Raw genomic sequence first — 19,875 nt, 5'->3', positions numbered from 1 at the left:
CAGCCAAGGGAGCAAACACCGGCTGCGAAACCTGGTCCTGTGGAGCAGTTTGGAGTGCTCGCCACCCTGTCAAGGTGGAGGCCGCGGGTTCAAATCCCGTCAGGACCGCGCGATATGACGAAGGCCCGCATCATTCGATGCGGGCCTTCGTCGTGTCCGGGCGTCTTGACGGCGTCATCTGCCACGGGTACCCAGTCACTAGGGTCTTTCGTTCGCATCCGGCCCGAGCCGGACGTAAGACCCAAGGGGACGGCACACACCCGGAGGTGACGTGCATGGCGGCGTCCACAGCACGGCGGTACGAGACCCGGGCACTGCTGCGCGCCCATCTGTCCGCCGCATCCGGCTACCGGCACCTCACAAGGTCCTGTCCCATCTGCCATCGCCTCCTGCGGCTCGCCATGGAGCGCCCCGACGAGGAGCCGCCCGGCAGCGGGCAGGCACAGCCGCCCGCCACCCGGCCGCCGGCAGAGGCGCCGAAGGCCCCGGCGGCCGAGGACGAAGGTCCCACCAAGGAGTGACCAACAGCCGCCCTGGCGCATCCGGTTCCGTGACAGGCTGGAGTTTGGCAAGAGTCGTGCGGTGTGACGGGAGTCACCGAACGGGTTTTCAGAACCCCTCCTTTTAACCCCTCCCTACAACCGTCCGATTTAATGTGTGCCATTGCACTACCCCCCGAAGCGGTCCGGCGCACGCCGGCACAAGTCCGGCGCAGGCCGGCACAAGGCTCCCCGGCGCCCCTTCCGGGCACAAAAAAATCGCGCTGGACCCGGCGGAGTCCAGCGCGATCAATGACGAGGGTCTGTTGGGGCAGAGCACCGTCACATGGAGCTAGGGGTGGGTTCTCCGAGGTGGGGGCCCCGGAAATGCCCGGTGTTACAGGGGTGTTCAGGCCTCGCTGCGCTGCTGCGGGATACCCGCAAGCAGTGCGCGGACCTCTGCCTCGCGGTACCGGCGATGTCCTCCGAGCGTGCGGATGGACGTGAGCTTGCCTGCCTTGGCCCAGCGGGTAACCGTCTTCGGGTCCACGCGGAACATGGTGGCAACCTCAGCCGGGGTCAGCAGCGGCTCGGCATCAGGGGTGCGAGCGGTCATGAGCGGCCTCCTCGGGAGAACCGAACCTTCTCGGTTCTTTCCTCTAAATTCTGCACCTTGACCCGCGTTGCCCGAAATGGCAGACGCGGGCCGAGTCGGTTATAGGACGAACGGCTTGTCCTCGGCACTACAACTACACCATCTGTCCAGCCACGTCGGCCAAACCGATGGAATTGCCCTCTCAGGTGTCCATCAGCGGCCGAAGCCCGATGGACCATGCCATAACGGACAGTCACGTCACAGTAACGATCAGTCACAGAGCGATCAGGAGTCGCCAGACCCCCCATAGCGTGCAATGCTGAGCATTCCGCCCTTACTTGGACGGAAGGAACCCTCCCCGGACTCCTTGTCCTATTTTGACACGAGGGTAGGTGATGGGCGCAAGAGCGCGGTTAGTGCCGTCCGTCACGCTTAGGGGCAAGTGCCCGGATCGGGACCCACGTCCTGTACGCAGCGCACCCCCGACAACGAAGTCGGCCTTCAGTTGGCGAACTGACGGTCCCTGACGCCCCGCCAGCGCTCGGTCAGCCGCCCGTACGCCCGAGCCGCGCCTTCACCGTCGCCGGCCCGCAGCGCAGCGATCCCCTCCGCCACATCGGCCGCGGAACGGTCCTGCGCCAGCTGTCCGCCCGGCAGCGCGTGCACCAGGCCCCCGTAATCCAGCTCCACCAGCGACCGCGGGTGGAACTCCTCGAGCCAGCGGCCGACGTCCAGCAGGCCGTCGGTCAGCGGACCCTCGTCGATCGTCTCCCGCAGCGTCCGCAGCGCCCGTGCGACCCGTCTGCGCGCCTGGACCATCGGTGTCCGGTACCGCAGCACGGGCGCGGCCGGACCGGTCGCCTCGTACTCACGCTCCTCGTCGGCGAAAAGCGTGAACCAGCCGACCGGTACATGCCAGGCCGCAGACCTGATCCACGGCCGGGCGTCCGGGTTACGCGCGCGCCATTCTTCGAAGTCCGCCGCCGCCTGGTCCCGCACGACCTGCGGCAGCGCCGCGTCCAGCAGCTGCGCCGGCAGCTGCCGCGGAAGCTCCTCCAGGGCCAGCCAGCCGCGCAGCCGGGTCCGCCAGGGGCACACGCAGACCACTCCGTCGACGTCCGCCACGAACGCGTCGGCGCTCTCGTGGACCGGCACCGGGACGGGCGGCGTCGGCAGCAAGTCGGCCAATGAACGGCGCAGTTCGTCCTGGGCGGTCGGTGTGGTCTCCCTGCGGGCGTAGCGGGCCCAGTGGCCGCGTTCCGGCTCGGGGAAGGCCGCCAGCGGCTCGTAGATCCGAAGGTAGGACGCGTAAGGGACAAGAACCGAGGACAGCGCTGGCATGCCGCGAATCCTTCCACGCCGGTACCCCGCGAGAGGGTGATCCTCGGCACTGCGTCGGATCTACGCGCGCGTAGGACTTACCCTCGTGCCCAACCGGTCCTTCCCCGCGTCTGTCCAGCCAAAAGCGACGGTCAGGCCCCCGAGGATGGACTGTCTCCGCCGCTTCGTACTTGGGAGTCACCACCGTGACCGATGTGACCGGCGCCAATGCCGACGTACTGCACACCCTGTTCCGATCGGAGCAGGGGGGCCACGAGCAAGTCGTGCTGTGCCAGGACCGCGCCAGTGGCCTGAAGGCTGTCATCGCCATCCACTCCACCGCCCTGGGCCCGGCCCTCGGCGGCACCCGCTTCTACCCGTACGCGTCCGACGAAGAGGCCGTCGCCGACGCGCTGAACCTCTCCCGGGGCATGTCGTACAAGAACGCCATGGCCGGCCTCGAGCACGGCGGTGGCAAGGCCGTGATCATCGGTGACCCCGAGCAGATCAAGTCCGAGGAACTGCTGCTGGCCTACGGCCGGTTCATCGACTCCCTCGGCGGCCGCTACGTGACCGCCTGCGACGTCGGCACCTACGTCGCCGACATGGACGTCGTCGCACGTGAGAGCCGCTGGGTGACCGGCCGCTCCCCCGAGAACGGCGGCGCCGGCGACTCGTCCGTGCTGACCGCGTACGGCGTGTTCCAGGGCATGCGCGCCTCGGCCGCGCACGTGTGGGGCGAGCCGACGCTGCGCGGCCGCAAGGTCGGCGTGGCGGGCGTCGGCAAGGTGGGCCACCACCTGGTCGACCACCTGGTCTCCGACGGGGCCGCGGTCGTGATCACGGACGTCCGTGAGGACTCGGTGCGCCGGATCCGCGACCGGCACCCCCAGGTGACCGCGGTCGCCGACACGGCCACCCTGATCCGCACCGAGGGCCTGGACGTCTACGCCCCCTGCGCGCTCGGCGGCGCCCTGAACGACGCGACCGTCCCGGTCCTGACGGCGAAGGTCGTCTGCGGCGCGGCCAACAACCAGCTCGAGCACCCGGGTGTGGAGAAGGACCTCGCGGACCGCGGCATCCTCTACGCGCCCGACTACGTGGTGAACGCCGGCGGCGTCATCCAGGTCGCCGACGAACTGCACGGCTTCGACTTCGACCGCTGCAAGGCGAAGGCGTCCAAGATCTTCGACACCACGCTGGCCATATTCGCACGTGCGAAGGAGGACGGTATTCCGCCGGCCGCCGCGGCCGACCGGATCGCCGAGCACCGCATGGCGGAGGCGCGCGGTCGCTGACCGTGCCCGACCGGCCCGCCGGCCTCGGGAGACAAGACTCACCCCGGTCGGCGGGTCGACCGCCGGGAAGAGGTTAAAATCGCAGTTGACCAGCGAGGATTGGGTACCTTGCTGGTCCTGCCAAGTGGCACGTGATGCGGGCGGCGTACCGTATGGCCGCGGAAGCAGGTACCGTTGAAGCCCTACGGACCGGTCTCTCCACGGAGAGCCCGTTCCGACTCATGAACGCGTGTCAAGACTCTGGGGCCGTCGAGCCCCGTCACCGAGGGGGTCGAGCCATGGGGCGCGGCCGGGCCAAGGCCAAGCAGACAAAGGTCGCCCGCCAGCTGAAGTACAACAGCGGCGGGACTGACCTGTCGCGTCTGGCCAACGAGCTGGGCGCTTCGACTTCGAGTCAGCCTCCGAACGGCGAGCCGTTCGAGGACGACGACGAGGAAGACGACCCGTACGCACAGTACGCGGATCTGTACAACGACGACGAGGACGAGGACGAGGAGTCCGGTCCGTCGTCGCAACAGCGCCGCGGCGCTTGACGCTGCACCGACACTGACCCGGTCCAGGGGTGACCCCGGACCGGGTTCTGTGCTGTCGGCTCACGCCGACCGCCGGCCCGCGGTCGCTACGCGTACGTCCCGATCAGCTCCGCACCGGTGTGCCGGTCGCTGTCCCGGTCGACGACGGTTCCGGCCACCCACGCGTCGACCCCTCGGTCGGCGAGCGTGGTCAGCGCCACATCGACGGACTCCTGCGGCACGACGGCCATCATGCCGACCCCCATGTTGAGGGTCTTCTCCAGCTCGAGCTGCTCGACCTGGCCGGCCTTGCCGACAAGATCGAACACCGCTCCGGGGGTCCAGGTCGAACGGTCGACGACCGCGTGCAGCGAGTCGGGGAAGACCCGCGCCAGGTTGTTCGCGAGACCGCCGCCGGTGATGTGGCTGAACGCATGCACCTCGGTGGTCCGGGTGAGCGCCAGGCAGTCCAGCGAGTAGATCTTGGTGGGCTCGAGCAGTTCCTCGCCCAGCGTCCGGCCGAGCTCCTCGACCTGCTGTTCCAGCGACATCTTCGCCCGGTCGAACAGCACGTGCCGGACCAGCGAGTACCCGTTGGAGTGAAGCCCGGACGACGCCATCGCGATGACCGCGTCACCCTTACGGATGCGTTCCGGGCCGAGCAGCCGGTCCGCCTCGACCACACCGGTACCGGCGCCCGCGACATCGAAGTCGTCGGGGCCGAGCAGACCGGGGTGCTCCGCGGTCTCGCCGCCGACCAGCGCGGTGCCGGCGAGCACGCAGCCCTCAGCGATGCCCTTGACGATCCCCGCCACACGCTCCGGGTGGACCTTGCCGACGCAGATGTAGTCGGTCATGAACAGCGGCTCCGCGCCGCAGACCACGATGTCGTCCATGACCATGGCCACCAGGTCGTGGCCGATCGTGTCGTAGACACCCATCTGGCGGGCGATGTCGACCTTGGTGCCGACGCCGTCGGTGGCGGAGGCGAGCAGCGGACGCTCGTAACGCTTGAGGGCGGAGGCGTCGAAGAGGCCGGCGAAACCGCCGAGGCCGCCGAGGCCGGCGACCTCGGGGCGCTGCGTCTTCTTCACCCACTCCTTCATCAGCTCCACCGCGCGGTCGCCCGCCTCGATGTCGACGCCCGCTGCCGCGTAGCTGGCACCGGTGCCCGCGTGCGGAGCACGCTCGGAAGATTCAGCAGACATGCTGGAGAACTTTCGTGTCGTACTGCAGGGGGATCACGGACGACGGAGCGCGTCGGCGGCGTCGGAGCCGCCCGCCAGCTCGGTCTCCAGAAGCTGCTTGCCGAGCAGCTCGGGGTCGGGCAGCTCCATCGGGTACTCGCCGTCGAAGCAGGCACGGCAGAGGTTCGGCTTGGCGATCGTGGTCGCCTCGATCATGCCGTCGATGGAGATGTACGACAGGGAGTCGGCCCCGAGCGAGGTGCCGATCTCGTCGATCGTCATGCCGTTGGCGATGAGCTCCGCGCGGGTCGCGAAGTCGATCCCGAAGAAGCAGGGCCACTTCACCGGCGGGGACGAGATCCGGATGTGGACCTCGGCCGCTCCTGCCTCGCGAAGCATCTTGACCAGGGCCCGCTGGGTGTTGCCGCGGACGATCGAGTCGTCCACGACGACCAGCCGCTTCCCTCGGATGACTTCCTTGAGCGGGTTCAGCTTGAGGCGGATGCCCAGCTGGCGGATGGTCTGCGAGGGCTGGATGAAGGTGCGGCCGACATAGGCGTTCTTCACCAGGCCGGAGCCGTACGGGATACCGCTGGCCTCTGCGTAGCCGATGGCCGCGGGCGTGCCGGACTCCGGCGTCGCTATGACCAGGTCGGCGTCGACCGGGGCTTCCTTGGCCAGTTTCCTGCCCATCTCCACGCGGGAGAGGTAGACGTTCCGGCCGGCGATGTCCGTGTCGGGGCGGGCCAGGTAGACGTACTCGAAGACACACCCCTTGGGCTTCGCTTCTGCGAAGCGCGAGCTGCGGAGGCCGTTCTCGTCGATGGCGATGAGCTCACCGAGCTCGATCTCGCGGACGAAGCTGGCGCCGCAGATGTCCAGGGCGGCGGTCTCGGAGGCGACGACCCAGCCGCGGTCGAGGCGGCCGAGGACCAGCGGGCGGATGCCCTGCGGGTCGCGGGCCGCGTAGAGGGTGCCCTCGTCCATGAAGACGAGCGAGAAGGCGCCCCGGACCTCGGGGAGGACCTTGGCGGCCGCCTCCTCGATCGTCAACGGCTTGCCGTCGTCGTCCACCTGGCCGGCGAGCAGCGCGGTGATCAGATCGGTGTCGTTGGTCGCGGCGACCTGGGTGGCGCGGCCGTTCTCCTTGGGGAGCTCGGCGACCATCTCGGCGAGCTGGGCGGTGTTGACCAGGTTTCCGTTGTGGCCGAGCGCGATCGAGCCGTGGGCGGTGGCCCGGAAGGTCGGCTGCGCGTTCTCCCACACCGAGGCGCCCGTGGTCGAGTAGCGGGCGTGACCGACCGCGATATGACCTGTGAGGGAGCCGAGGGAGGTTTCGTCGAAGACCTGGGAAACCAGGCCCATGTCCTTGAAGACGAGGATCTGGGAGCCGTTGCTCACCGCGATTCCCGCGGATTCCTGGCCTCGATGTTGGAGGGCGTAGAGCCCGAAGTAAGTGAGCTTCGCGACCTCTTCTCCCGGAGCCCAGACACCGAAGACGCCGCAAGCGTCCTGGGGGCCCTTCTCACCGGGGAGCAGGTCGTGGTTGAGTCGTCCGTCACCACGTGGCACGCCACCGAGTGTAGGCGAGATCGACCACTGGTCCGAATTGGGGACACCGCGCAACCGGGTTTCCAGGGGTGCAAAGGGCGCATGAGGGGCCCGTTCCACCTGCCTGCCGGCGTGCGCCCGACCTCGCGGGACGCCCGGAAATCGTCCAGCGAGGCGTCCACGATCCGGGACGGGCGTGCCCCCACCCCGTCCCGGCCAGGGATTCGGCCTCCGGCCCTTCCGGATCGGCGTGATCACCCTCCGTCAACGGGGGCCCGCTCCGGTCCGTCACGCCCGCCGGAGGCGGCGTGTGCTAGTTCACACGTCATTTCTCGCGGGAGGTGTCCGAGGCGACGGCCGCGAGGCCTTCGCCGTCCGGGGCGGTAAGCGTCAGCGCCCGGTGCCGCAGCTCGTACTTCACCGTCCCGTCGAGGATCTTGACCAGCTGGCGCTCCACGTCCATCACCGGGCCTTCGCACAGCTTCCGGGTGGAGGCGAGGCGGCCGAAGGTGATCGAGTCGCCGGAGATCTTCGCCGTGCTCGTGAAACGGTTGCAGCCCAGGGCGCCGCTCACGGAGCCGTCCTTGGCGAAGGTCAGATGCGCCTTGTTCTCCGTGCCTGCCGGCAGGGACGCCGCCGTCTGTCCGGACACCAGGCTGTTCACGGACCACTTGGTGCCCACCAGCGGGGAGGAGGGCTCCGAGGTGAGAGCGATGGAGTCGCCCTTCTCCGTCGTCAAGGTCAGCCTGCCGTCGTCGAGCTTCGCCTTGAGCTTCCCGGAGAAGGCGGCGCGCAGGGTGTCCTCGAAGCCCTGGATCTTCTCCTCGCACGCCATCTCGGTCATCTCTCCGGGCCCCACCGTGATGGTGTCACCCTCGACCTTCACGTCGGCGCCGAAGCGGTTGCAGCCGTAGTTGCCCTGGGCCCGCCCCTTGTCGGTGATCTCGACGTGGGCGTCGGCGGGGGCCTCGGTCCTGCGCCCGTCGACCGTGACGCTGTCGACGGACCAGTGGACACCGGTCACGGGAACATCGGGCTGCACCGTTCCTCCTCCGTCGCCGCGGTCACCGGAGCCGGCGCCCGACTCCGTGCCGCAGGCGGCGAGCGCGAGGACGGCCAGTGCGGTCACAGAAATGCTCAGCTGATTGCGCATACCCCTGGGACGGAGCGGCACTGGTGTCGGTTCCGCCCGTTCCCCCGTCCGGCCGCAGGGCATGGGCCGACACGTCCTGCCGCCCGGGCCGGTCAGCCCAGGATCGGCAGCAGCGTCCCGAGATCGGCGCGCTCGCCGCTCGCGGCGACCTTCACCGAGTCGAGGGCCTCACGCCATGCCGTACGGCCGGTGGCCAGGCGGATCCAGGTCAGCGGGTCGGTCTCGACGACATTGGGCGGCGTGCCGCGGGTGTGCCGCGGGCCTTCGACGCACTGCACCACCGCGAACGGCGGGACCCGCACCTCCGTCGACGCACCCGGTGCCTTCACCGCGAGGGCGTCCGCGAGCAGCCGTGTGCAGGCGGCGAGCGCCCGGCGGTCGTAGGGGACGTCCAGCCCGGTCGCGTCGTTCAGGTCGTCGGTGTGGACGATCAGCTCGACGGTGCGGGTGACGAGGAAGTCCCCGAGCCGCATCCCGCCGAACCGCATGGGCACGAGACGCTCCGGGTCAGCGGTCGGCAGCAGCTCCTCGAGGCCCGCGGCCGTACGGTCGAACAGTTCCGTGACGGCACCACCCTCGGCGAACGCCCTGGTGTCCTCGTCGACCTGTCCCGCCGCCGTCACCGTCGCGAAGGGCCAGTCCAGCAGCGCCAGGTCCTGCTTGTCCGGCTCCGGCAGTCGCAGATAGCGCGTGACGAGCCCGGCGACCATGGCGATGTGCGCGGCGAGCTCCCGCACGGTCCAGTCCCCGAGCCGCGTCGGCGACGAGAACTGATCGTCGGTGAGGCCGTCCACGGCCTGCCTCACGTGCCCGAACTGGGCGAGCACGGCGGCGCGGGTGACGGCGGGATCGTAGCTGCGAAGACGCTTCCTGGCCGGTGGCATGAGCCGACCCTAAGGGGTGGGCAGGGCACCGGTCACCGGGTCCCCGGCAGTGAACGTCTGCCCGTTCCCTGGGATTTCGAGGCCGCGCCAGCGGAACGGGACGCCGAGCGCGGTGTCCGCGTCCGGGCCGTCCATCAGCTGGAAGTGGAGGTGCGGTTCCGAGGAGTTGCCGGAGTTGCCGCACCGGCCGATCGGCTGCCCCGCCCGGACCCGGTCACCTGGCCGGACCGCGAGGGAACCGCGCTGAAGGTGCGCGTACGCGGCGAACACCCCGTCGCCGAGATCCAGAACGACATGGTTCCCGAAGATCTTGCGGATTCCGCCGATGTCCCGGAGCGACGCCTCGACGATCATCAGGTAGAGGACCGCGAGCAGCGAGTTGCGGCTGAGATGGTCGCGCTGACGGTCCTCTGTGTGGACGACGGTGGCGTCGGCGACGGCGAACAGCGGCTCCCCGAAGGCCGGGAAGTCCTTGTTCCGGCGGACGACCGGCCACAAGACCTTGAATCCAGGCCGGGCGCCCTCGGCGGGCTCGGCCACGAGGTCGATGGCGTAGGTCTGCCCGTAGCCATGGGTGCCGTGGCTGGGCGTGCGGTCGGCCGGGCTGTTCAGCGCGGACCAGCGGCCGCGCACCGGGACGCCGACCTCGACGGCCTCACGCGCATCGTCCCGCCGGACCCGTCGGGCACGGACGGAAGCGCCCACGAGTATCGCGAGGGACAGCAGCGCGGGCGACCAGACCCACAGCCGGTCGAACGGCAGGCCGGCGAACAGGTCGAGAAGGATGAGCGCGAAGAACGCCACCCATCCCGACCGGTAGACGATCACGAGCATTTTCCGTACGGACATCGACGTTCCCCTCGGTGCGGCGCGGGTCGTGTCACGGGCTCGCGGCGGTCAGCACCACGAGCAGCGGGACCACCCGGGCCCCGGGCACCTCGTAGCGGCCGCGCCCCGTGGTGTGGAGCCAGCCGGCGCCGGTCAGCTGGCGCAGGTGGTGGTAGATCTGGCCGGTGGTGCCGAGCCCTTCGAGTTCTGCCAGCTCGGCGGCGGTGCGGCGGCCGCCGAGGATCTCGCGCAGCAGCCGCAGCCGGACGGCGTGGCCGAGGGCGGCCAGTGACTCGGCGATCTGTCCCCCGTCGGTGCCGTCCTCGTCGAGGACGTCCGTGGTGAGCGCGCCGTACTGCCACTCGTACCGCTCCTGGGTCGGCAGCCGTACGGCTCCGGTGAACAGCACGCCGCCGTCCTCCGCCGCCTCGCCGGCGGAGGCAAGGTGCTGCTTCAGCCCTTCCAGCGCCCAGAAATCGCCGTCACCCGGACTTGTCGCGGCAGGCCGGGTACCTTCCAGGGCCGCCAGCCGCCGCTCGAGCGCGGCGACCCGCTCCTCCAGATCCATGGCACGAGATTACGTAATTACGTAATCACGTGCAACCCCCGTACGCAGAAGCCCCCGCCCGGTCGGAACCGGACGGGGGCCACAGTGCACAGGTCAGACGAGCAGCCCCGGGATGGTCGCCTCGTGGGCCGTGCGCAGCTCGCTCAGCTGGATGCTGAACTCGCCCTGCACCTCGACGGCGTCACCGTCCACCACACCGATACGGGTCACGGGCAGACCGCGAGCACCGCACATGTCGTTGAAGCGGAGCTCCTCGCTGCGCGGGACGGCGACGACCGCACGGCCGGCCGACTCGCTCAGCAGGAAGGTGAACGCGTCCAGACCGTCCGGGACGACCAGCCGCGCGCCCTTGCCGCCACGCAGGCACGACTCCGTGACCGCCTGGATCAGGCCGCCGTCGGACAGGTCGTGCGCCGCGTCGATCATGCCGTCGCGGGAGGCCGAGATCAGGATCTCGCCCAGCAGCTTCTCCCGGTCGAGGTCGACCTTCGGCGGCAGACCGCCGAGGTGGTCGTGGACGACCTGGGACCATGCCGAGCCGCCGAACTCCTCGCGGGTGTCACCGAGCAGGTAGAGCAGCTGCCCCTCCTCGGCGAACGCGATCGGCGTCCTGCGGTTGACGTCGTCGATCACACCGAGCACCGCGACGACCGGCGTCGGGTGGATCGCCGTCTCGCCCGTCTGGTTGTAGAGCGAGACGTTGCCGCCGGTGACCGGCGTGCCCAGCTGCAGGCAGCCGTCCGCGAGACCACGTGTGGCCTCGGCGAACTGCCACATGACGTCCGGGTCCTCGGGGGAGCCGAAGTTCAGGCAGTCGGAGATCGCGAGCGGCTTCGCACCGGAGGCGGCCACGTTGCGGTACGCCTCCGCCAGCGCGAGCTGCGCACCCGTGTACGGGTCGAGCTTCGCGTACCGGCCGTTGCCGTCGGTCGCCATGGCCACGCCCAGGTTCGACTCCTCGTCGATCCGGACCATGCCTGCGTCCTCCGGCTGCGCCAGCACGGTGTTGCCCTGCACGAAGCGGTCGTACTGGTCGGTGATCCACGCCTTGGAGGCCTGGTTCGGGGAAGCGACCAGCTTGAGGACCTGCTCCCGCAGCTCCTCGGCGTTCGCCGGGCGGGCCAGCTTGTTGGCGTCGTCCGCCTGGAGCGCGTCCTGCCAGGAGGGGCGGGCGTACGGGCGGTGGTAGACCGGGCCCTCGTGGGCGACGGTCCGCGGCGGCACGTCGACGATCTGCTCGCCGTGCCAGAAGATCTCCAGGCGCTCGCCCTCGGTCACCTCACCGATGACGGTGGCGATGACGTCCCACTTCTCGCAGATCTCCAGGAACCGGTCCACCTTGTCCGGCTCGACGATCGCGCACATGCGCTCCTGCGACTCGCTCATGAGGATCTCCTCCGGCGAGAGCGTCGCGTCGCGCAGCGGCACGGAGTCCAGCTCGACCCGCATACCGCCGGAGCCGGCGCTCGCCAGCTCGGAGGTGGCGCAGGACAGGCCGGCGCCGCCGAGGTCCTGAATGCCCGCGACGAGCTTCTCCTTGAAGATCTCAAGGGTGCACTCGATGAGGAGCTTCTCCTGGAACGGGTCGCCGACCTGGACGGCGGGCCGCTTGGCCGGACCGGTCGACTCGAAGGTCTCCGACGCGAGCACCGAGACACCGCCGATGCCGTCGCCGCCGGTGCGGGCGCCGTAGAGGATCACTTTGTTGCCGGGGCCGGACGCCTTCGCGAGGTGGATGTCCTCGTGCTTCATCACACCGATGCAGCCGGCGTTGACCAGCGGGTTGCCCTGGTAGCACTCGTCGAACACGACCTCGCCACCGATGTTCGGCAGGCCGAGGCAGTTGCCGTAGCCGCCGATGCCCGCGACCACGCCCGGCAGGACGCGCTTGGTGTCGGGGTGGTCTGCGGCGCCGAAGCGCAGCGGGTCCACGACGGCGACCGGGCGTGCGCCCATCGCGAGGATGTCGCGGACGATGCCGCCGACGCCGGTGGCCGCTCCCTGGTAGGGCTCGATGTACGACGGGTGGTTGTGCGACTCCACCTTGAAGGTGACGGCGTAACCCTGGCCGACGTCGACGACGCCCGCGTTCTCACCGATGCCGACGAGCATGGCGTCGTTCTCGGGCACCTTCTCGCCGAACTGCTTCAGGTGGACCTTGCTGCTCTTGTACGAGCAGTGCTCCGACCACATGACGCTGTACATCGCGAGCTCGGCACCGGTGGGACGGCGGCCCAGGATCTCGCGGATCCGGGCGTACTCGTCCTCCTTGAGGCCGAGCTCCTTCCACGGCTGGTCGGCGTCCGGGGTCTCGGTGGCGTGCTTGACGGTGTCCAGAGTCATGCTGCGACCAGCTTCTTGAGAACGGAGGTGAAGAATCCGAGCCCGTCGGTACCGCCGGTACCGATCAGCGGCTCCACGGCGTGCTCCGGGTGCGGCATCAGACCGACCACGTTGCCCGCGGCGTTGGTGATGCCGGCGATGTCGCGCAGCGAGCCGTTGGGGTTCAGGTCCAGGTAACGGAAGGCGACACGGCCCTCGGCCTCGAGCTCGTCGAGCACCCGCTCGTCGGCGACGTACCGGCCGTCCATGTTCTTGAGCGGTACGGAGATCTCCTGGCCGGACGCGTAGTCCGCGGTCCAGGCGGTGTCCGCGTTCTCCACCCGCAGCTTCTGGTCACGGCAGATGAAGTGCAGATGGTTGTTCCGCAGCATCGCGCCCGGCAGGAGGTGGGCCTCCGTGAGGATCTGGAAACCGTTGCAGATACCCAGGACCGGCATACCGGCCTTCGCCTGCTCGATGATCGTCCCCATCACCGGCGAGAACCGGGAGATGGCACCTGCGCGCAGGTAATCGCCGTACGAGAAACCTCCGGCGAGGACGACCGCGTCGACCTGCTTGAGGTCCTTGTCCCGGTGCCAGAGCGGTACCGCCTCGGCGCCGGCGAGCCGTGCGGCACGCAGCGCGTCCTGGTCATCGAGCGTTCCGGGGAAGGTGACGACTCCGATACGAGCGGTCACGACTCCACCTTCACGACGAAGTCCTCGATGACGGTGTTGGCGAGGAACGTTTCAGCCATCTCATGGATGCGGGAGAGGGCGGCCTCGTCGACCGGCCCCTCCACCTCCAGTTCGAAGCGCTTTCCCTGACGGACGTCCGCGATCCCGGCGAATCCCAGTCGCGGCAGTGCACGCTGCACCGCCTGTCCCTGGGGGTCGAGGATCTCGGGCTTGAGCATGACGTCGACTACGACGCGAGCCACGGGCACTCCCGGTGGTGTGTTGCGAGGGCGGTTCCCTCAGCGTACCCGCCCGGAAAATCTACGCGGGTAGATATCAAACCCGCCCACCGCGAAATCCAAGGAAAGATTGCCGGGCTCCATTGTGAAGGACACGCGCAAGTAATTGCCGGGGCTTCACAATGCGCGCCCATCCGCTGTACAAAGGAATACAGAGGAAAGCAGCATTGCCCCTCGACGGCCGAATAACCGGTATCGCCGCACGTCACAACCCACGCCGTTCCGGCGATACCGCAGGGAAAGGACCGATATCCGTGGCTCAGCGAGTGGTGGTCACGCTCTCCGACGACATCGACGGCGGAGAAGCGACGGAAACGGTCACGTTCGGCCTCGACGGGAAGTCGTACGAGATCGACCTCAATCTCTCCAATGCAAAGAAACTGCGCAAGGCGCTGGCGCCCTACATGGCAGCCGGACGAAAGCAGACGAACAGTGGCAAGCGTGACAAGCCGCGCGCTGTCGCATACCGCCACACCGCCGTCGAGGCCGCACCGGCGGCCGTCCGGGCCTGGGCGCAGTCCAACAAGATGGACGTGCCGGCCCGCGGCCGCATCCCCAAGCGCGTCTACGAGGCGTTCCGCGAGGCCAGTTGAGCGACGCCGGCCGCGGCCGCGCCGAACGGAGTTGCACTGCACCCCTGGTGATCCGCTAGAGTCTGGAGCACGCCGAGGGGCAAGCCGAAAGGCCCGCCTCGAGCAGCGTGCGGGTGTAGTTCAGTAGTAGAACATCCCCCTTCCAGGGGGAAGGCGCAGTGTGCAATTCCTGTCACCCGCTCTGCATCGCTTTACCGTCCACGGATGTGGATCAGGTACAGTGGTGGACGTACCGCCCGGTGAGAGCCGAGCGGCAACAATGCGGACGTGGCTCAGTTGGTAGAGCATCACCTTGCCAAGGTGAGGGTCGCGAGTTCGAATCTCGTCGTCCGCTCGGAGAACGAAGGCCCCGGTCATTACGACCGGGGCCTTCGTCGTGTTCCGGGCCTTGCCGTGTGGCCGGAGCTTCTTCTGGGCCGGGCTTCTCTTCATGTTCGGAAGGGCGGCGCTGACGGCATCTGCCGCGCTCCGAGGGCATGACGGGCAAGGGTGAGGTGACCGATGCCGCGCGCCCGACGCCGTAGCCGGACCTGTGCCGCCCGCGATGTGACAGTGCCCACAGCCCGCGCGCCGTCGAATCGGGGCGCGACCGGCCCGGAGGCTGACCGAGCCCCCGCACGGAATCCTCGCGACGACTGCGCGACGGCGCAGCCTCGAGAACGGCGGCGGCCGACGTCATCCGTACGAGTGCGCCGGACATCCCGTCGGGCAGCGCGAGTTGACCGCTGAAGTCCGACCCTGTGGCCTTGTCCGGGACCTCGGGAAAGGCCGTGATGATCGGCCGGCCGGTCGAGCCGGCTGCCTGTCGCGGAGAGGTCTCACCGGCCCGGTCGGCGATGCGGAATGCTCTCGTGTCGGGCTCTGCCGGGCCGTGAGGAGACCCCCGGACGGCGGTACGTCTCGCGCACCGCCGAGTTTGGGTATAGTGGTCTCCGCGCTACGGCGCATGCGGACGTGGCTCAGTTGGTAGAGCATCACCTTGCCAAGGTGAGGGTCGCGAGTTCGAATCTCGTCGTCCGCTCCATGGAAGAAGCCCCCGGCGTTCTCGCCGGGGGCTTCTTCGTGTCCGGATGTCCTTCTACGACCAGGTCGCGCCTGTCAGGAGCTCGTAGGCCTCCACGTACTTGGCGCGGGTCGCTTCCACGACCTCCTGCGGCAGTGCGGGCGGCGGCTGCTCGCTCTTCCGGTCCCAGCCGGACTCCGGCGAGGTCAGCCAGTCCCGGACGTACTGCTTGTCGTACGACGGCTGGGCGCGGCCCGGCTGCCAGCTCGCCGCCGGCCAGAAGCGGGACGAGTCCGGGGTGAGCACCTCGTCGGCGATGAGCAGCGCGTCGCCGTCGAAGCCGAACTCGAACTTCGTGTCGGCCAGGATGATGCCCCGCCCGCGTGCGATGTCACGGGCCCGGGAGTAGACGGCGAGGGTGGACTGGCGCAGGTGGGCGGCGGTCTCGGCACCGACCTGGCGGGCGACCTCCTCGTAGCTCACATTCTCGTCGTGGTCCCCGACGGCCGCCTTGGTCGCGGGCGTGAAGATCGGGGCGGGCAGCTCGGACCCGTCGCTCAGCCCTTCGGGGAGCGCCAGACCGCACACGGTGCGGCTCTGCCGGTATTCGGCGAGGCCCGATCCGGTGAGGTAGCCGCGGGCGACGCATTCGACCGGGACCATGCGCAGCGACTTGCACACCGTGGTGCGGCCGGCCCAGTCCGCGGGCGCGCCGGGAGGCAGCTCGGTGGAGATGACGTGGTTGCCGATCAGGTCCTCGAGCCGCTCGAACCACCACAGCGAGAGCTGGGTGAGGACCCGGCCCTTGTCGGGGATCTCGGTGGGCAGCACCCAGTCGTACGCCGACATGCGATCGCTGGCGACCATCACGAGGTCGCCCGCCTCGTTCTGGTACAGGTCGCGCACCTTGCCTGTGTGCAGATGCACCAGGCCGGGCACCTGCAGCGGCTCAGGCTTTTCGACGAATCCGGACACGGTTCCTCCCCGTGGCTGTGAACAACAGCTCCGATTGTCCCGTACGCGGGCGGGACCCACCTGGTCAGGGTGCGTGAGGCCTCCACGGCGGCCCTGACGGTCGCCGAAGCGGCCGGGGCGCGCCGCTCCCGCGACATCCGGAGAGGGGCTAGTCACGTTTGCAGATGCGGTCCAGGAGATTGGCGGTCGCCCGCTGGACCCGGGGCTCGACATGTCCGGGCCGGTCCAGTGCGGGGGACCACGCGAAAGTCCCCGAAGCGAAGACCAGGGCGCCGGAAGGGGCACGGTAGAGGGACGTCTCCTGGTGGCGGACCGTGCCGTCGCCGTCCCGGTACGGGGAGTGGGCGAGCAGGATCCGGCCCTCGTGCTCGGGCAGCGCCGTGCGCGGGAAGTACCGGTCGGCCTCTCCGGCGACCAGGCCGGGCAGTTCGTCGCCCTCCCCGCGCCGGTGGCCTCCCACAGCCAGTGGTCCGCGTTCCGTACGACCAGCGGGCACGGCTCGGGCACCCGGCCCGCGTACTGGATGCCCAGCAGCTGCTGCTCGGCGCGGTCCACCTCACGCCACAGCGCCGACCTGCCGGTGCCCCGGCGCTTGCGGCAGGTCAGCAGCCGGTCGGCCACGCCGGACGGCGAGGGGCCGAGCTCGACCTGCCAGTACATGGTGTTGGCGGAGAGGAAGACGAGCGACGTGCCGCGGTCGCGGGCCAGCTCCACCGCCCGGCGCATGGGGGCCGACCAGTACTCGTCGTGGCCGGGGAAGACCAGGCCGCGGTAGCGGGCCGGATCGATGCGTCCGGCGTGCAGGTCCCGGGTGTCGGCGTAGGCGAGGTCGTAGCCGTACCGCTCGGCCCAGCGGATGAAGTCGTAGGCGTGGCCGACATGGAGCGGAAGGCCGGCGCCCGCGTACGGGCGGTCGAAGGAGACGGTGGCCGCGGCGTCCTCCTCGCCCAGCAGCCTGCCGTCCTCGTCCCATGCGTGGTAGAGGCTGGCGCCGGTGCGGCCGTCCTCCGGGTAGAGGTTGTACGCCTGCCAGGTGACGTCGGGCAGCAGCAGCAGCAGGTCCGCGGGATGGTCGGCGCGGACCGTGAAGGGGATGTGGGAGCGGTACCCGTCCAGGGTGGTCAGCACGGCGACGTATGCGCCGACGGACCAGTACGAGGGGATCTGGAGCCGCCACGAGAGCCACCAGTGGTGGCAGGAGACCGTGCGGTCGGCGGTGAGCGGGGGAGGCTGGACGATCCCGGAGAGCCGGGGGCTCGTGGTGATCTTTGCGGCGCCGTCGCCCCCGTAGTGGCCGATCCGGTAGACGTCGACGGAGAACTGCTGCGGCGGGTCCACCGTGATGTGGAAGTCGACGGCCTCGCCGGGAGCGGCGGCTCCGGGACTCACGAACCCCTTGATCTGACGGCGCACGTCGTCAGCGGTGCGGGGGCCGCCGGAGCCGCCGCGGGCCAGGCTCGGGTCCGCGTACCAGGGGACCACCTGGCCGGTGTCGTCGAAGTAGTTCTCACTGCCGCGCAGCCAGGGCAGGGGGCCCTGGCCGAAGGGATCGGAGACGGCGTGCGCGAGAGCGCCCGATTCCCACCGCCGGATCTGATCCGCCCCCATGCCTGCCCCCTCCCTCGGTGCCCCTGTGACAACCGTGCTGCGCCGACCTGTTCAGCGCCGGTCTCCAGCACATCACATTACGCATGCAGTCCGTCACCGTTCGTCGCGAATTGACGGCGGGGGACCGGAACCGGAAGAGATCGCTCCGTATCGCGCTTCGGTTCCTCTGGCCGGTACCGGGTCCGGCCGGGACCTGAGCGGCCCGTGCAGCGCCGGTCCGCCCGGCGGTCCCGCCCCCGCGACGGGCGCGCTTCAGACAAGGCGGACCGGCTTCTCCGGGCGGACCCCGAGAGACCCGAGCCAGACGCGCAGCGGCTGTGCGTCGCCGTCCTCCACCAGGCTCAGCACGGGCGCCGCCAGATCCGCCCGGCGCTCGCCGTCGACCAGCAGCGCCGGACCGTCGAGCCAGTCCAGGCCCGGCACCGCGCCGACGGTGTCCACCGCCGTGCAGCACACCATCGCGACGACATGGTCGGCGAGCAGCTCGCGGCCCGTACGCGGTGGCTGGAGCGGCATGAGCGGCAGCGGATCGCCGCCGCCCCAGAGCGCCAGGGCGTCCTCGGACGCGTCCACCGGGTGGCCCCCGGCCTCGGCCGCGGGTTCCGCGAGTGCCTCCTCACGCGCCACCCGGGCGGTCAGCACGGCGGCCAGGGACTCGCTCGCCTCTCCACCGGGCCGGGCGGACAGATGATCCATGACCCGGACCAGCGTCGGGCCCTGCGGCCCCCTCGACGGCGCGACGCCGAGCTCGTCGAGGACCTGATGGATACGGGCCGCTTCCGTGCGCCACTTCCGGTCCACGACCTCCTCCGGATACTGCTGCCAGTCGACCGGCGCCCAGTCGGGGCCCTGCCCGGCGGGGCCTCCGTGGAAGAGGCGCGCTGCCAGCAGCGACGCCGCCTCGTCGACCGCGCCCGGCTCCTCCAGCAGGTCGCAGGCGGGACGCTCGCCCAGTCGCGAGGTGAAGCCCTCGGCGAGGCGGTCCCGTCGCGACAGCTCCGTCAGCGCGGACACGACACCGGCGTCCAGCCGGGACGGCCAGCGGCCCATCCGCCAGGCGGGCAGTGCCACCCTCGTCAGCAGACGGTCCCAGCCCGCGTAGGCCAGGCCGACCTGCTCCTGCGCCACGATGCGCAGCCCGTAGTCCACAGCCTGTGAACGCTCCGACGCGGCTGCGGCGACCCAGCGCTCCATGCCCGCGGCATGGTCCTGACAGCTGCGCAGCAGCAGCCTCGCGGTCCTGCCGACGAAACCGGACAGCAGCTTGCGCGTCCTGCCCTGGCCGGGGCGTGCCGCATCGGCCACGACGGCGTCCAGCCCCCGTACGAAACGGCGGGCGGCGGCTATGTCGGGGTCGGCGGCGGACCCGGTGCCCGCGACGACCGGCGCGAGCACCGCGCGCAGCTCGGCCACCCGCATCCACCACAGGAACGGCGAACCGATCACCAGAACCGGGGCCTCGCCCGTGCGCCGGCGGCCGCCCGATATCGAGTGCGCCGGGTGCGACCGGTCCTCGAGCCAGCTGTCGCAGTCCGGGGTCAGCGCCAGCGCGGACGGCGCGGGCACCTCGAGGCGCTCCGCCAGGTCCCTCACCAGCCGGTAGAGATCCGGGGCGGAACGCTCCGGCAGCTCCACGGTCGGGCTCAGCGCGGGGGACGCACGCACGATCACCGCGGTCACGACCGCGGCGGTCACCAGCACGACCAGCGCGCAGACCGTGACGACCCAGCGGGCGATGTCCCAGCCGCCGCCCTCCATGTGTCCCGTGGCTCCGCCTGCGAACAGGACGACGGCGACGGCCGCCGGGAGGAGTGCCACCGCGACCGCCCTGCTGCGGATACGCAGCACGGCCAGCGCCTTGGCACGCGCGCCCCTGGCGCCCATCGACTCACCGATACCGGTACCGGACACGGCCGGACCTCACCCCCTCTGCCCTGCGACGGTGTTGGTCACTCCCCCACTGTGGCATCGCCCACTGACATCGCAATGCCGGTGGGCCAAGTGCCGGAATGCTTGCGCCGCA

The 19,875-nt window shown here is 70.0% G+C and carries 17 protein-coding genes, 4 tRNA genes and 1 pseudogene; 8 read left to right on the top strand and 14 right to left on the bottom strand.

The window, feature by feature from the left end; all coding sequences use genetic code 11:
* The first annotated feature begins 33 nt into the window (after positions 1-33).
* Both GLX30_RS18675 and GLX30_RS18670 read left to right on the top strand, forming a co-directional pair.
* Positions 34-108 (top strand) — tRNA-Asp (locus GLX30_RS18675).
* A gap of 167 nt (positions 109-275) precedes the next feature.
* Positions 276-521, top strand: a complete 246-nt coding sequence (locus GLX30_RS18670; RefSeq protein WP_159690176.1) for a DUF6274 family protein — start codon at positions 276-278, stop codon at positions 519-521.
* A 367-nt stretch (positions 522-888) separates the two neighbouring features.
* Here the strand turns inward: GLX30_RS18670 and bldC are convergent, their stop codons facing one another.
* Positions 889-1,095, bottom strand: coding sequence for a developmental transcriptional regulator BldC (gene bldC / locus GLX30_RS18665; protein ID WP_003949541.1), 207 nt, complete (start codon positions 1,093-1,095; stop codon positions 889-891).
* Positions 1,096-1,575: 480 nt separating this feature from the next.
* Entirely contained in the window at positions 1,576-2,415 is an 840-nt protein-coding gene (locus GLX30_RS18660) for a hypothetical protein (RefSeq protein ID WP_159690173.1), read from the bottom strand.
* A 185-nt stretch (positions 2,416-2,600) separates the two neighbouring features.
* On the opposite strand from GLX30_RS18660, the gene GLX30_RS18655 reads away from it, so the two are divergent.
* Positions 2,601-3,692 carry a Glu/Leu/Phe/Val dehydrogenase dimerization domain-containing protein gene (locus GLX30_RS18655; RefSeq protein WP_159690170.1) on the top strand — a complete coding sequence of 364 codons (1,092 nt, stop codon included), beginning with the start codon at positions 2,601-2,603 and terminating at the stop codon, positions 3,690-3,692.
* Between the two features lie 278 nt (positions 3,693-3,970).
* Complete coding sequence (locus tag GLX30_RS18650) at positions 3,971-4,225, top strand: DUF3073 domain-containing protein (RefSeq protein WP_159690167.1); 255 nt, start codon at positions 3,971-3,973, stop codon at positions 4,223-4,225.
* Between the two features lie 86 nt (positions 4,226-4,311).
* Here GLX30_RS18650 and purM read toward each other — a convergent pair whose 3' ends face one another.
* The 9 genes from purM to purS all read right to left on the bottom strand — a co-directional run bounded on the left by purM (position 4,312) and on the right by purS (position 13,637).
* Positions 4,312-5,412 (bottom strand): phosphoribosylformylglycinamidine cyclo-ligase, encoded by a 1,101-nt coding sequence (purM, locus tag GLX30_RS18645; RefSeq protein WP_159690164.1) that lies wholly within the window; start codon positions 5,410-5,412, stop codon positions 4,312-4,314.
* Positions 5,413-5,445: 33 nt separating this feature from the next.
* On the bottom strand, positions 5,446-6,963 hold the full coding sequence (gene purF, locus GLX30_RS18640; RefSeq protein ID WP_159690161.1) for an amidophosphoribosyltransferase: 1,518 nt from the start codon (positions 6,961-6,963) through the stop codon (positions 5,446-5,448).
* A gap of 304 nt (positions 6,964-7,267) precedes the next feature.
* Positions 7,268-8,095, bottom strand: a complete 828-nt coding sequence (locus GLX30_RS18635) for an META domain-containing protein (RefSeq protein WP_159690158.1) — start codon at positions 8,093-8,095, stop codon at positions 7,268-7,270.
* A gap of 92 nt (positions 8,096-8,187) precedes the next feature.
* Positions 8,188-8,979 (bottom strand): maleylpyruvate isomerase family mycothiol-dependent enzyme, encoded by a 792-nt coding sequence (locus GLX30_RS18630; protein ID WP_159690155.1) that lies wholly within the window; start codon positions 8,977-8,979, stop codon positions 8,188-8,190.
* A gap of 9 nt (positions 8,980-8,988) precedes the next feature.
* Complete coding sequence (locus tag GLX30_RS18625) at positions 8,989-9,828, bottom strand: M23 family metallopeptidase (RefSeq protein WP_159690154.1); 840 nt, start codon at positions 9,826-9,828, stop codon at positions 8,989-8,991.
* Between the two features lie 31 nt (positions 9,829-9,859).
* The gene (locus tag GLX30_RS18620) at positions 9,860-10,375 is read right to left on the bottom strand and encodes a winged helix-turn-helix domain-containing protein (protein ID WP_159690151.1); all 516 of its coding nucleotides are present in this window, start codon (positions 10,373-10,375) and stop codon (positions 9,860-9,862) included.
* A 93-nt stretch (positions 10,376-10,468) separates the two neighbouring features.
* Positions 10,469-12,718: a phosphoribosylformylglycinamidine synthase subunit PurL gene (gene purL, locus GLX30_RS18615; protein ID WP_159690148.1), complete on the bottom strand. Its 2,250-nt coding sequence runs from the start codon at positions 12,716-12,718 to the stop codon at positions 10,469-10,471.
* Positions 12,715-13,395 carry a phosphoribosylformylglycinamidine synthase subunit PurQ gene (gene purQ / locus GLX30_RS18610; protein ID WP_159690145.1) on the bottom strand — a complete coding sequence of 227 codons (681 nt, stop codon included), beginning with the start codon at positions 13,393-13,395 and terminating at the stop codon, positions 12,715-12,717. The genes purL and purQ overlap by 4 nt, the downstream gene beginning before the upstream one ends.
* Positions 13,392-13,637, bottom strand: coding sequence for a phosphoribosylformylglycinamidine synthase subunit PurS (gene purS, locus GLX30_RS18605; RefSeq protein WP_159690141.1), 246 nt, complete (start codon positions 13,635-13,637; stop codon positions 13,392-13,394). Before purS ends, purQ begins: the two co-directional genes overlap by 4 nt.
* A gap of 290 nt (positions 13,638-13,927) precedes the next feature.
* On the opposite strand from purS, the gene GLX30_RS18600 reads away from it, so the two are divergent.
* From GLX30_RS18600 to GLX30_RS18585, 4 genes are all read left to right on the top strand, one after another.
* Positions 13,928-14,266 (top strand): Lsr2 family protein, encoded by a 339-nt coding sequence (locus GLX30_RS18600; protein WP_244258208.1) that lies wholly within the window; start codon positions 13,928-13,930, stop codon positions 14,264-14,266.
* A 109-nt stretch (positions 14,267-14,375) separates the two neighbouring features.
* Positions 14,376-14,447: transfer RNA gene (locus GLX30_RS18595), tRNA-Gly, on the top strand.
* A gap of 80 nt (positions 14,448-14,527) precedes the next feature.
* Positions 14,528-14,600 (top strand) — tRNA-Gly (locus GLX30_RS18590).
* Positions 14,601-15,214: 614 nt separating this feature from the next.
* Positions 15,215-15,290: transfer RNA gene (locus tag GLX30_RS18585), tRNA-Gly, on the top strand.
* A 54-nt stretch (positions 15,291-15,344) separates the two neighbouring features.
* Here GLX30_RS18585 and GLX30_RS18580 read toward each other — a convergent pair.
* The 3 genes and pseudogenes from GLX30_RS18580 to GLX30_RS18570 form a co-directional block, all read right to left on the bottom strand.
* Complete coding sequence (locus GLX30_RS18580; RefSeq protein WP_244258207.1) at positions 15,345-16,457, bottom strand: phosphoribosylaminoimidazolesuccinocarboxamide synthase; 1,113 nt, start codon at positions 16,455-16,457, stop codon at positions 15,345-15,347.
* Positions 16,393-17,852: pseudogene (locus GLX30_RS18575) on the bottom strand (N,N-dimethylformamidase beta subunit family domain-containing protein). The gene GLX30_RS18580 and the pseudogene GLX30_RS18575 overlap by 65 nt, the downstream one beginning before the upstream one ends.
* A 252-nt stretch (positions 17,853-18,104) precedes the next feature.
* Positions 18,105-19,763, bottom strand: a complete 1,659-nt coding sequence (locus GLX30_RS18570; RefSeq protein ID WP_159690133.1) for a hypothetical protein — start codon at positions 19,761-19,763, stop codon at positions 18,105-18,107.
* Positions 19,764-19,875 lie beyond the last annotated feature (112 nt).

Origin of the sequence: Streptomyces sp. Tu 2975, assembly GCF_009832925.1 — a bacterium.
Lineage (GTDB): Bacteria > Actinomycetota > Actinomycetes > Streptomycetales > Streptomycetaceae > Streptomyces.
Note: the sequence above shows the minus strand (reverse complement) of the source record. Positions and strands in the feature narration are given on the sequence as shown.